The organism is Cupriavidus basilensis OR16, assembly GCF_000243095.1.
Classification (GTDB): Bacteria; Pseudomonadota; Gammaproteobacteria; order Burkholderiales; family Burkholderiaceae; genus Cupriavidus; species Cupriavidus basilensis_D.
In genome coordinates this window covers 1-11,983 of record NZ_AHJE01000200.1, presented here as the reverse complement: position 1 = coordinate 11,983, position 11,983 = coordinate 1, and the positions used below count along the sequence as shown (strand labels likewise).

The 11,983-nt window shown below is 66.7% G+C and carries 10 protein-coding genes; 5 read left to right on the top strand and 5 right to left on the bottom strand.

Annotation, left to right across the window (positions count from 1 at the left end; translation table 11 throughout):
- Window positions 1–1,944, bottom strand: a 1,944-nt coding sequence (tkt, locus tag OR16_RS37915) for a transketolase (RefSeq protein ID WP_043422828.1), incomplete at its 3' end; no start/stop codon positions are given.
- On the opposite strand from tkt, the gene OR16_RS37910 reads away from it, so the two are divergent.
- From OR16_RS37910 to OR16_RS37895, 4 genes are all read left to right on the top strand, one after another.
- Entirely contained in the window at window positions 1,943–2,911 is a 969-nt protein-coding gene (locus tag OR16_RS37910; RefSeq protein WP_081489017.1) for a spermidine synthase, read from the top strand. The genes tkt and OR16_RS37910 overlap by 2 nt on opposite strands.
- Before the next feature lie 72 nt (window positions 2,912–2,983).
- Window positions 2,984–3,424 (top strand): VOC family protein, encoded by a 441-nt coding sequence (locus OR16_RS37905; RefSeq protein WP_006164572.1) that lies wholly within the window; start codon window positions 2,984–2,986, stop codon window positions 3,422–3,424.
- Window positions 3,424–4,179, top strand: coding sequence for a 16S rRNA (uracil(1498)-N(3))-methyltransferase (locus OR16_RS37900; protein ID WP_006164571.1), 756 nt, complete (start codon window positions 3,424–3,426; stop codon window positions 4,177–4,179). Before OR16_RS37905 ends, OR16_RS37900 begins: the two co-directional genes overlap by 1 nt.
- A 52-nt stretch (window positions 4,180–4,231) precedes the next feature.
- Entirely contained in the window at window positions 4,232–4,825 is a 594-nt protein-coding gene (locus tag OR16_RS37895; RefSeq protein ID WP_006164570.1) for a YidB family protein, read from the top strand.
- Between the two features lie 84 nt (window positions 4,826–4,909).
- On the opposite strand, the gene OR16_RS37890 is transcribed toward OR16_RS37895, so the two are convergent.
- The 4 genes from OR16_RS37890 to OR16_RS37875 form a co-directional block, all read right to left on the bottom strand.
- Window positions 4,910–5,509 carry a barstar family protein gene (locus OR16_RS37890; RefSeq protein WP_006164569.1) on the bottom strand — a complete coding sequence of 200 codons (600 nt, stop codon included), beginning with the start codon at window positions 5,507–5,509 and terminating at the stop codon, window positions 4,910–4,912.
- The gene (locus tag OR16_RS37885; RefSeq protein WP_423739716.1) at window positions 5,506–5,922 is read right to left on the bottom strand and encodes a ribonuclease; all 417 of its coding nucleotides are present in this window, start codon (window positions 5,920–5,922) and stop codon (window positions 5,506–5,508) included. The genes OR16_RS37890 and OR16_RS37885 overlap by 4 nt, the downstream gene beginning before the upstream one ends.
- A 347-nt stretch (window positions 5,923–6,269) precedes the next feature.
- Entirely contained in the window at window positions 6,270–8,585 is a 2,316-nt protein-coding gene (locus OR16_RS37880; protein ID WP_006164566.1) for an NADP-dependent malic enzyme, read from the bottom strand.
- A gap of 290 nt (window positions 8,586–8,875) precedes the next feature.
- Window positions 8,876–9,502, bottom strand: a complete 627-nt coding sequence (locus OR16_RS37875; protein ID WP_043422823.1) for a DUF4136 domain-containing protein — start codon at window positions 9,500–9,502, stop codon at window positions 8,876–8,878.
- Window positions 9,503–9,835: 333 nt separating this feature from the next.
- Between OR16_RS37875 and pepN the strand changes: the two genes are divergently transcribed.
- On the top strand, window positions 9,836–11,983 hold a 2,148-nt coding region (pepN, locus tag OR16_RS37870; protein ID WP_006164563.1), incomplete at its 3' end, for an aminopeptidase N.

Sequence of the window (11,983 nt, the reverse complement as noted above, 5' to 3'; positions counted from 1 at the left end):
GAAGGTGTCGATACCCACCACGGCCTGGACCTGGTACTTCCACCAGAAGTCCGTCACGCCTGCCTCGACCGCCACGCGCGGCACGCCGGCCGGCAGCACCGAAGCCTTGTAGGCGGCGTCCTGCTTGTCGAATACCGTGGTTGCCGGCACCGAGACCACGCGCACGTGCACGCCATCAGCGGCCAGTTGGTCGGCGGCGCCCACGGCCAGGCCGACTTCCGAGCCAGTGGCGAGGATCACCGCGTCCGGACGGCCCGTCTTGGCGTTGGTGCCGTCGCGCAACACATAGCCGCCGCGCGCGATATTGGCGCGGGTGGTGTCGTCACGCTTCTGGAACGGCAAGTTCTGGCGGCTGAAGATCAGGCAGCTCGGGCCGTTCTCGCGGCGCACGGCCTGGGCCCAGGCCACCGCGGTCTCGGTGGTATCGGCAGTACGCCACACGTCCATGTTGGGGATCAGGCGCAGGCTGGCAACGTGCTCGATCGACTGGTGGGTCGGACCATCTTCACCCAGGCCGATGGAGTCGTGGGTGAACACGTACAGCGTGCGGATCTTCATCAACGCCGCCATGCGCAGGGCATTGCGGCTGTAGTCGGAGAACGTCAGGAACGTGCCGCCGTAAGGAATGTAGCCACCATGCAGCGTGATGCCATTCATGATGGCGCTCATGCCGAACTCGCGCACGCCGTAGTTGATGTGGTTGCCCCACGCATCGCCGCGCACGGCCTTGCTGCCCGACCAGTTGGTCAGGTTGGAGCCGGTCAGGTCGGCCGAGCCGCCCAGGAATTCCGGCAGCACCGGCGCCAGCGCCTCGATGGTGTTCTGGCTGGCCTTGCGGGTGGCGATGGTTTCCGCCTTTTCTTCGCACTTGGCCAGGAATGCGTCAACGGCGGCGTCGAACGCGCCGGGCAGCTCGCCGCGCATGCGGCGCTGGAATTCACCGGCTTCGTACGGGAAGCGCTCGGCGTAGGCTTCGAACAACGCCGTCCAGGCCTTTTCCAGCGAACCGCCGCGTGCCTTGGCATCCCAGGCTGTGTAGACCTCTGGCGGCAGCTCGAACGGGGCGTGGGCCCAGCCCAGTGCCTCGCGCGTGGCCAGGATCTCGGCGCCACCAAGAGGCGCACCGTGCACATCGTGACCGCCTTCCTTGTTGGGCGCGCCCTTGCCGATCAGGGTACGGCAGCAGATCAGGGTCGGGCGGTCGCTGAACTTGGCCTCGGCGATGGCCGCGTCGACGGCGGCGGCGTCATGGCCATCCACCGCGCGGATCACATTCCAGCCGTAGGCTTCGAAACGCTTCGGGGTGTCGTCGGCGAACCAGTTCACCACGTCGCCGTCGATCGAGATGCCGTTGTCGTCCCACAGCGCGACCAGCTTGTTCAGCTTGAGCGTGCCGGCCAGCGAGCAGGCCTCGTGGCTGATGCCTTCCATCAAGCAGCCGTCGCCCAGGAACACATAGGTGTGGTGATTGACGATGTCGAAGCCGGGGCGATTGAATTCTTCGCCCAGCAGGCGTTCGGCCAGCGCCATGCCGACCGCGTTGGTCAGGCCCTGGCCCAGCGGGCCCGTGGTGGTTTCCACGCCCGGGGTGATGCCGTATTCCGGGTGGCCAGCCGTCTTGCTGTGCATCTGGCGGAAGTTCTTCAGCTCGGCCAGGGGCAGGTCGTAGCCAGTCAGGTGCAGCAGCGCGTAAAGCAGCATCGAGCCGTGGCCGTTGGACAGCACGAAGCGGTCGCGGTCAGCCCACTTGGGGTTGCTCGGGTTATGCTTCAGATGACGGCCCCACAGCGCCACCGCGATATCCGCCATGCCCATCGGCATGCCGGGGTGGCCTGAATTGGCCTGCTGGACGGCGTCCATGGCCAGGACGCGGATGGCGTTGGCCATGAGTTGGACGGGCTGCGAAGCGTGCGGACTGGCGGCGGGATGAGCGAGGTGAGACATGCGGCGGGAACCTGGCGGCGGGAAAAGCGCAATTTTACCAGATCAAAGGGGGGAGTTCGGGCACCGGGCGGCCCCGCCTGGCGGCCATCTGCAATGGACCGAATGGCTTTCCCCCGGCGTTGGCACCACCTTGGGCCAGATTCAACTGCTGGCGGCGGTGCGCTCGCCGTACCAGCAAATCGAGATTGGCGAGCATCCCCGCTTTGGCCGGATCTTCCGCCTCGATGGCCGCATCATGAGCGCGGAAGCGGACGCCTTCATCCAGCATGAGCTGATGGTGCACCCCATGGCCGTGGCCCATGGCGCGGCGCGCTCGGCGCTGGTGGTTGGCGGCGGCGACGGCGGCTCGGCGCACGAATTGCTGCGCCTGCCCTTCATGCGCGAGGTGGTGGTGGCCGAACTCGACCCCGATGTCGTGACGCTGGCCCGGACCTGGCTGAAGGGCATCCACCAGGGTGCCTTCGACGATCCCCGGGTCCATCTCGCCATCGGCGATGCCCTCGGCCTGATGGAAGCCTTTGGCCGCGCGGGGCGGCAGTTCGACCTGATCGTATTCGATTTGACCGAAGCCGACGACGGCAGCCCCGCGGCGGCGCTCTTCTCCGCGCATGGACTGCAAACCGCCCGGCGCTGCCTGGCGCCGGGCGGTGCGCTATCCGTGCACCTGGGGCCGCCGGAGCACCGCCCCGATTCGGCCCGCGTACTCGGCGCGCGCTTGCGGCAGTGTTTTGCGCAAGTCCAGCCCATCACCGCCTTCATCCCCGTCTATGGCGCGCAATGGGCCATCGCGCTGGCCAGCGACAGCCTGGACGTACGCGGCGCCGACCCCGCGCAACTCGACGAGCGGCTGCGCGCCTGGAAGCTCGATCGCAAACTGCGCTGCTACCACGCCGCGCTCCATCCAGCCTTGTTCGCCCTGCCCCTGCACCTGCAGGCGCTTTTCGACAGCACCGGCGCACCCGCGTAAGATGCTCATTCGCACCGCGAGTCTTGCCGCCACGGCAAGCCCCGCGCGGCTTCCCGTAACCAGGAGACGATCATGACAAGACCGGCCAACACCCCCTGGCTCACCCCCTACCTGACGGTAGGCAACGGGCGCAGCGCGCTCGACTTCTACCACCGCGCCTTCGGTTTCAGCGCGGGGAACGTGGTCGACGAAAACGGTGTGCCGACCCATGCCGAGATGCACTACCAGGGCGAACTCGTCGTGATGTTCGCGCCCGAAGGCGCCTGGGGCAGCACCGCGCGCTCGCCCCGCTCTCTCGGCGTCGAATGCCCGCAGACGTTCTACGTCTACTGCGATGACGTCGACGCCATGCACGCGCGCGCTGTCGCCGCCGGTGCGCTCAGCCTGATGGCGCCCGCCGACCAGTTCTGGGGCGACCGCTACTGCATGGTCGAAGATCCCGACGGCTACCGCTGGGGCTTCGGCAAGCCGGTGGAGAAAGCCGCCGGCAAGAACGAGGACGGATCCGCCTGATGCCCCCTCGTTTTTTCATTGACTCCACTTTGACCGCCGAGACCGACGTGGCGCTGCCCGAAGCCGTGGTGCGCCACGTCCAGGTGCTGCGGCTCAATCCGGGCGACGACATCACCCTGTTCGACGGGCGCGGCGGCAGCCATGCCGCCACCCTGGTCGAGATCGGCAAGCGCAATGCCATGGCGCGGATCGGTGGCCACGATCCCTTCGAGGCCGAAACACCCTTGCGCGTCACGCTGGCGCAAGGGCTGGCGGGCGGCGACAAGATGGACTGGCTGATCGAGAAATCCGTCGAGCTTGGCGTTGCCGCCATCCAGCCGCTGCAGGCGGCGCGCTCGGTGGTCCGGCTCTCGGCGGAGCGGGCGCAAAAGCGCCAGGCGCATTGGCAAGCGCTGGTCCAGGCGGCCTGCGAGCAATGTGGCCGCAATCGCTTGCCGGAGGTCGCGCCGGTCGCTAACTTGGAATCGTGGCTGGGCCAGCAAGCGAGTCCGGCAACATCCAGGAGCGCACGGCTGCTGGTATCGCCGCGTGCCTTGCAATCGCTGGTCTCGTTTGCCACCGAGCAGCGCAATGCGCTGCTCGACTGTGGCGTGACGCTGCTGATCGGGCCCGAAGGCGGGCTGGCGCCGGACGAGGAAGCCGCGGCGCTGCGCGCCGGTTTCACGGGCGTGTCACTCGGGCCGCGCATCTTGCGTACAGAAACGGCCGGGCTGGCTTGCCTGGCCACGCTCAACGCGGTACTGGGCGGATTTTGACGGCACCCGGGCCATCCCGGCCCGGCGCCACACTCACCGGAAGGAGTCGATCATGGGACTACTCGATAGCGTGCTGGGCGGAGTGCTCGGGCAGCGCGGCAGCGGCGAAGCTGGCGCTGGCGGCTTGAACCCGAAGATGATGATGGCGCTGGGGCTGCTGGCCATGCTGGCCATGCGCCATCAGGGCGCAGACAGCAGCAGCGGCGCCCAGGATCCGGCCTCGGCAGGTGCGGGGGGCCTCGGCGGCCTTGGCGGACTGCTCGGCGGGCTGTTGGGCGGCGGCGCAGCCGGTGGCGCGCCAGGCGGCCTGGATCTGGGCGGATTGCTCGGCGGGCTGCTGGGCGGCCAGGGCCAGGCCGGTGGCGCGCCCGCGCTGGGCGCTGCGGCCGGTGGCATCGGGGCCTTGCAGCAGGTTCTTGCCCAGGCCGGCCTGGGCGAGCAGGTCAACTCGTGGATCGGCACCGGCGCCAACCAGGCGGTCTCGCCGTCCGCACTGGCCAGCGCACTGGGCGGCACTGGCGCGCTGGAGAGCCTGGCCGAAAAGACGGGCCTGTCCCAGGACGATGTCGCAGCCCATCTCAGCGAAGGGCTGCCGGAGCTGATCGACCAGCTGACACCGCAAGGCCAGGTACCGCCGGCGGCGTAACCCCGCGCCCTGCCGGCAAAGCAAAAGGCCCGCTGGCTAGCGGGCCTTTTTTATCTTGCTGTCTTCCCTGCCGGCGGCTGGCGCTCAGGCGAAGGAGTAGAACACGCGGAACTGCACCTTGCGCTCGGCCCAGAACTCGGCCGCGTCGCGGAACACATCGAGCAAGACCTCGCGCCCTTCCTTGTCGAACTTCTGCGCAATCGGCAGGCCTTCGAGCACGATCACGAAGCCGGGCTGCGCGCCCGCCTTGTGAATCAGGTCGGTCAGGCAATCGGCCAGCGCATCGAAATTCTTGCCGAAATGCTTGGGAAAGAGGAAGTTGATGGCGATGGTTTCCAGCACTTCCGCCTTGCTCTGGCAATGCGCGCAGTTCGCATACAGGAAATGCTGGCCCAGCTCCGCCGCGGCCTGAGCTAGTTCGGGCACGCGAAAGGCGCGGATCGACTGGACGATGTTTGGACGCACCGTCTTGAACAGGGTCATGGCTCCCTCTTGGCTGCCGTCAGTGCCGGCTGCGGGAACGGGTGCGAGCGGCGGTTGTTGCGAGAGCTCGTTGCGGGGCATCGTCAACACGTTGTCGTAAAGATTCTGGGCCTGGGTCTGGGCCCGCTGCCAGCCATCTCCGGCGCCGCGCTCTTCGCGGGCGGCAAGGGCGTCGCCCAATCCGAAAATGTCAGTCATCATTTGGCTATCCGTTTGAAACTGTTGTAATGGTCGTCCGTGTAGTAACAGTCGTTGGTGGCGCGTTGATCACCGCCACATACGATCCGTCGTGCTCCTCGATTTCGGCTATTTGTCTTCACCGTGTATTCGCGGTAGTAATTGCGCGACCTTTGCGGCAGGACGCGCTCGTAGTTGCCGAACCTCGAGCCATCCTTGGCGTAGGGAAACGGGCCACCCGCTTCGATCCGCTCCAATGTGGACTGTGCCTCGTTGGGCAGTTGTTGTACCGCGATGGTTCCCGTGCTGTCATCGGGAGCCTGGCGTGCCAGCGCCGGCTGGGCCAGCGCGCACGACAACGCCGCGCCTGCCAAGACCCGGCTTGCCACTCGCGCCAGACCGGCGACTGAAATCCATTGCGATGCGCGCTGCGTCAAAGGAATCTGGGAACCCACGTTGCTTGTCTTGATTTGAGGACACCAACAAAATGATCCCGGCGCCGTTGCGCGGTTGCCGCGCCACCTAAACTGCCCATTTTGCGCGCGTCCCGGACGGCCTGCGCGTAAATCGACAGTTTCGTCGCGCGTGTAACGAGCGCGTACTTCAAAGGCATAAGGTTACGCGCATGCTTATAAATAATCAATCCCCGCCCCCGGGCAGTGTGGAAAACCTCAATTGTTTCAACATGTTAAGAAAATGTGTGCACACACTGACGGCACAACGGCGGCGGCAGAAAGACAATAAAAAAGCCGGGCAAGCCCGGCTTTTCTAGATTGACAGCGGTTTAGCGCTTGGCTGCCGCATCCACCACCACCAGCGACGTCATGTTGACGATACGCCGCACCGTAGCCGACGGCGTCAGGATGTGGACCGGCGCCTTCACGCCGAGCAGGATCGGCCCGATCGCCACATTGTTGCCCGCCGCGACCTTGAGCAGGTTGTAGGCGATGTTGGCGGCGTCGATGTTCGGGCACACCAGCAGGTTGGCTTCGCCCTTGAGGGTGCCGTCCGGCACCAGCGTGTCGCGCAGCTTCGGGTCCAGCGCGCAGTCGCCGTGCATTTCGCCGTCCACCTCGAGTTCCGGGGCGCGCTCGCGCAGGATCGCCAGCGTTTCGCGCATCTTCTGCGCGGACGGCGCTTCGGACGTGCCGAAGTTCGAGTGCGACACCAGCGCCACCTTGGGAACGATGCCGAAGCGCTTGAGCTCTTCGGCTGCCATCAGGGTGATCTCGGCCAACTGGTGGGCGGTCGGATCGATATTGACGTGCGTGTCGACCAGGAAGATCTGGCGGCCCGGCAGGACCAGCCCGTTCATCGCGGCGTAGACCTCGTTGGTGCCACCCAGGATCTGGTCGATGTAGCGCAGGTGCGCGGCCGTCGTGCTGACCGTGCCGCAGATCATGCCATCGGCCTCGCCCTGCTTGACCAGCATCGCACCGATCAGCGTGGTGCGGCGGCGCATTTCCAGCTTGGCGTACTGCTGGGTGACACCCTGGCGGGCCATCATCTTGAAGTACGCCTCGGAGTAGTCGCGGAAGCGCGCGTCGTGTTCCGGGTTGACCACGGTGAAATCGATGCCGCCGCGCAGGCGCAGGCCAAAGCGCTCGATGCGGTGAGCAATGACAGCCGGACGGCCGATCAGGATCGGGTTGGCCAGCTTTTCATCGACGATCACCTGCACCGCGCGCAGCACGCGCTCTTCTTCGCCCTCGGCATAGACCACGCGCTTGGGCGCGGCCTTGGCGGCCGTGAACACCGGCTTCATGATCAGGCCGGTGTGGTAGACGTACTGGGTGAGCTGCTGGCGGTAGGCTTCCAGGTCCTTGATCGGACGGGTGGCCACGCCGGACTCCTCAGCGGCCTTGGCCACGGCCGGCGCGATCTTCTCGATCAGGCGCTGGTCGAACGGCGTCGGGATGATGTAGTCGGGGCCGAACTTCAGTTCCTGGCCACCGTAGGCGGCGGCCACGGCGTCGTTCAGCTCGGCTTCGGCCAGGTCGGCGATGGCCTTGACGCAGGCCAGCTTCATGGCTTCCGTGATCTTGGTGGCGCCGCAATCGAGCGCGCCACGGAAGATGTACGGGAAGCACAGCACGTTGTTGACCTGGTTCGGGTAGTCCGAGCGGCCGGTGGCGATAATGCAGTCCGGGCGCGCGGCCTTGGCCACTTCCGGGCGGATTTCCGGCTCCGGGTTGGCCAGCGCCAGGATGATGGGCTTGTCGCCCATGGTCTTGACCATCTCGGCGGTCAGCACGCCGGCGGTCGAGCAACCGAGGAACACGTCTGCGCCGTCGACGATGTCGGCCAGGGTGCGGTTCGAGGTGTCTTGCGCGTAGCGCGCCTTGTTGGGCTCCATGTTGGCGTCGCGGCCCACATAGATCACGCCCTTGGAGTCCACCACCGAGATGTTCGAGCGGGTCACGCCCAGGCTCACCATGGTGTCCAGGCAGGCAATGGCCGCGGCGCCAGCGCCCGAAACCGCCAGCTTGACCTTGGCGATATCCTTGCCGACCACCTTCAGGCCGTTGAGCAGCGCCGCGCCCGAGATGATGGCGGTGCCATGCTGGTCATCGTGGAAGACGGGGATGTTCATGCGCTCGCGCAGCTTCTGCTCGATGTAGAAGCACTCGGGCGCCTTGATGTCTTCGAGGTTCACGCCACCGATGGTCGGTTCCAGCGCGGCCACGATCTCGACGATCTTGTCCGGGTCGTGCGCATCGAGCTCGATGTCGAACACGTCGATGCCGGCGAACTTCTTGAACAGGCAGCCCTTGCCCTCCATCACCGGCTTGCCGGCGAGCGGCCCGATGTCGCCCATGCCCAGCACGGCGGTGCCGTTAGTGATCACTGCCACCAGGTTGCCGCGCGAGGTGTACTCGGCAGCCATCGCGGGGTCCTTGGCGATCTCCTCGCAGGCGTAGGCCACGCCCGGCGAGTAGGCCAGGGACAGGTCACGCTGGTTGGACAACGCCTTGGTCGCGTTTACCTGGATCTTGCCCTTGGTCGGGCTGCGGTGGTATTCCAGCGCGGCCAGGCGCAATTGCGCTTCAGGACTATTGGGGGCATGTTGCGGTGCATCACCGCCGGTCTTGCTGGTCATTATGCTCGTCCAGGAAGTGGCCCAGCCAGTGCCCGCCGAGGCCGCGCCGGTCGTATCCGGCGCGCTTGCCGGAATCTTCCATTGCAGCTTTCAAAGACGGGCTCTGGCGGCTCGGGCCGAAAAATCGAGCCGTCATTCTAGCTCACCCAAGCCCGGCGCGATGCCCCTCCCACTGGGGCATCCAGTGGTTTTGAGGCTTTTTGCCGGGCAATTCAGTTTTTACCGCCGCACAGGCAATGCCCTGCTTGTTGCTTCCGACTTGTTGCTTGTTGCTTGCTACTCGCCGCCTGCTACTTGTCGTTCGGGTCCAGCGGCAATGTCACCCGCCTGGGCCGGCCGCTCTCCGCCGGGAACTGCACGAAGGCGCTGCGGATCAGGTAGGGCATCGCCGCCTGCAGGGACGAACCCTCGCCACGGTGGTTCGCCGTGACCTGGTAGAGCCGGCGGCCGGTGGCGGCATCCTTGAAGTACACGCGCAGCGTGGACTGGGTGACCGGCACATCGCGCACCGTGGTCACCGGCGGCCAGTATCCCGGGCCGCCCCAGCCGTACGGGCCCCAGGGGCGGTAGTAAGGCCCCCAGTATGGGCCGGGATAAAAGCCTGGGGACCACGGATCGGCGTAGCTGGTCTCCTGGATCCGCATCAGCCGCGAGTTGCTGTCGTACTCCATGCTGACCAGGTAGCGCGCCCGCGGCCGGGCCACTTGCTCGAAGCCTACCCCGGAGAGTGCCTGCGCCAGCCACTGCTCATAGGTCTGGTCCTCGAGCTGCGGCTCCTGGCCGGCCGTGCGATCGAACGCATAGGTACGCGGCGGATCGTTCTGCCAGTTGCCTTGGCCAAAGGCCGTCACCTCCGTGGTGACGGTGCTGGCGCAACCGGACAGCAACGCCACGCCGAGCAGTGCCGCGCTCGCCATCAAACGGCCGCCACGCAAGCCTTCGCCGGCTTTCCGGCACCAACCCTTGCCAAGCTTGCCCAGCTTCGCCAACCATTGTCCCGCCATCATGCCCCTCATCGATTCATTGTTCCTTGCGTGACTCAGACCGTGCCGGGCCGGCGGAATTCCGTCGCGATCCGCCACCGGCGCCGCGCGCCCGCGCCGGGGCGCCCGCGCTTGGCTACAATGGGTTCTTCAGTGCCGTGGCACGCGGCCCGGCGGTGGCCCTTCCGGCTTTCCGGCCACGCCGCCGCTGCCGTGCCCACGGCGACCATGCCGCCCCAAGTGGCCCTCAGAGGACAGGATTCCTTCATGCTGCGCACCGACACGCCCGTTACCGTCCATCGCAAAGACTATACTCCGCCGGCCTTCGCTTTTGAGCACGTCGACCTCAACCTCGAACTCGACCCGGCGCGCACGGTGGTCACCAATACCCTGCGCTTCACGCGCCAGGCACCCGGCCCGCTGGTGCTGGCCGGCGAGGCACTGGAACTGCTCGGGGTCCGCCTCGACGGCAAGCCGCTGGAAGGCGCGCAGCAGGCGCCCGACAGCCTGACCCTGCCCGACCTGCCCGCGCATGGCACGCTGGAAATCGTCACCGCCTGCCAGCCGGCCGCCAATACGTCGCTGTCCGGCCTCTACGTCTCCAACGGCAATTTCTTCACCCAGTGCGAAGCCGAGGGATTCCGCAAGATCACCTACTACCTGGACCGCCCCGACGTGATGTCGACGTTCCGGGTCACGCTGCGCGCACAGCGCGCAGCCTACCCGGTGCTGCTGTCCAACGGCAACCTGATCAGCGAGCGCGAGCTGCCCGATGGCCGCCACGAAGCCGTCTGGGAAGACCCGTTCAAGAAACCCGCCTACCTGTTCGCGCTGGTGGCCGGCAAGCTGGAATGCATCGAGCAGGGGATCCGGTCCGCCTCGGGCAAGGAAAAGCTGCTGCAGGTCTGGGTGGAGCCGCAGGACCTGCCCAAGACGCGCCATGCCATGGACTCGCTGATCCACTCGATCCGCTGGGACGAGCAGCGCTTCGGCCTGGAGCTCGATCTCGACCGCTTCATGATCGTCGCCGTGGGCGACTTCAACATGGGCGCGATGGAGAACAAGGGCCTCAACATCTTCAACACCAAGTACGTGCTGGCCAATGCCGAAACCGCCACCGATGCCGACTTCGGCAATATCGAATCGGTGGTCGGGCACGAGTACTTCCATAACTGGACCGGCAACCGCGTGACCTGCCGCGACTGGTTCCAGCTGTCGCTCAAGGAAGGCCTGACGGTCTTCCGCGACCAGGAATTCTCGGCCGACATGATGGGCTCGGAGTCCGGGCGTGCCGTCAAGCGCATCGAGGACGTACGCATGCTGCGCCAGGTACAGTTTCCCGAGGACGCCGGCCCCATGGCGCATCCGGTGCGCCCCGACAGCTACGAGGAAATCAACAACTTCTACACCGTGACGGTGTACGAGAAAGGCGCCGAGGTCGTGCGCATGTACCAGACCTTGCTGGGCCGCGACGGTTTCCGCAAGGGCATGGACCTGTACTTCCAGCGCCACGACGGGCAGGCTGTGACCTGCGACGACTTCCGCGCCGCCATGGCCGACGCCAACGGCCGCGACCTGACGCAGTTCGGCCGCTGGTACAGCCAGGCCGGCACGCCGGTGGTCGCTGTGCGCACCGCGTGGGATGCCGCCACCGGCACCCTGGCGCTGACGCTGTCGCAAACCAGCCCCAAGGTCGGCATCGAAACGCGCCCCGGCACGCCGGACAAGCTGCCCTTCCATATTCCCTTTGCACTGGGCCTGATCGACGCCAGCGGCACGGACCTGCCACTGCAGCTCGAGGGCGAGAGCCAGCCCGGCGCGACCACGCGCGTGCTGGACTTCACCGAGGCCGAGCAGACCTTCCGCTTCATCAACCTGCCGCGCGGCGCCGAGCCGCCGCTGGCGTCGCTGCTGCGGGACTTCTCCGCGCCGGTCATCATCGACGCCAAGTACAGCGAAGCGCAGCTGACCTTCCTGCTCGCGCACGACAGCGATCCGTTCAACCGCTGGGAAGCCGGCCAGCGCCTGACCACGCGCGCGCTGCTGCAACAGGTGGCCGATAGCCAGGCCGGCCGCGAGCTTCAGCTCGACCCGGCGCTGGTGGCCGCGCTGCGCACCGTGCTCAATGACCAGCAGCTCAGCCCCGCCTTCCGCGAGCAGGCACTGACGCTGCCGGCCGAGGCCTACCTTGCCGAGCGCATGGGCGTGGCCGATCCGGCCGCCATCCACCGCGCCCGGCAGTTCATGCGCGAGGCACTGGCGCGCGCGCTCAAGCCCGACTGGCTGGCTGCCTTCGAAGCCAATGCCACGCCGGGCGCATATAGCCCGGAAGCGGTGTCCGCCGGCAAGCGTGCGCTGCGCAACCTGGCGCTGGGCTACCTCGCCGACAGCGGCGACGCCGCCATGCAGGCCCTG

What these genes read in the sequence shown, in the direction of transcription:
- OR16_RS37910 (WP_081489017.1), top strand. Translation starts at nt 1,943, where the DNA reads ATGCGGCGGGAACCTGGCGGCGGGAAAAGCGCAATTTTACCAGATCAA.
- OR16_RS37905 (WP_006164572.1), top strand. Translation starts at nt 2,984, where the DNA reads ATGACAAGACCGGCCAACACCCCCTGGCTCACCCCCTACCTGACGGTA.
- OR16_RS37900 (WP_006164571.1), top strand. Translation starts at nt 3,424, where the DNA reads ATGCCCCCTCGTTTTTTCATTGACTCCACTTTGACCGCCGAGACCGAC.
- OR16_RS37895 (WP_006164570.1), top strand. Translation starts at nt 4,232, where the DNA reads ATGGGACTACTCGATAGCGTGCTGGGCGGAGTGCTCGGGCAGCGCGGC.
- OR16_RS37890 (WP_006164569.1), bottom strand. Translation starts at nt 5,509, where the DNA reads ATGATGACTGACATTTTCGGATTGGGCGACGCCCTTGCCGCCCGCGAA.
- OR16_RS37880 (WP_006164566.1), bottom strand. Translation starts at nt 8,585, where the DNA reads ATGACCAGCAAGACCGGCGGTGATGCACCGCAACATGCCCCCAATAGT.
- OR16_RS37875 (WP_043422823.1), bottom strand. Translation starts at nt 9,502, where the DNA reads ATGGCGAGCGCGGCACTGCTCGGCGTGGCGTTGCTGTCCGGTTGCGCC.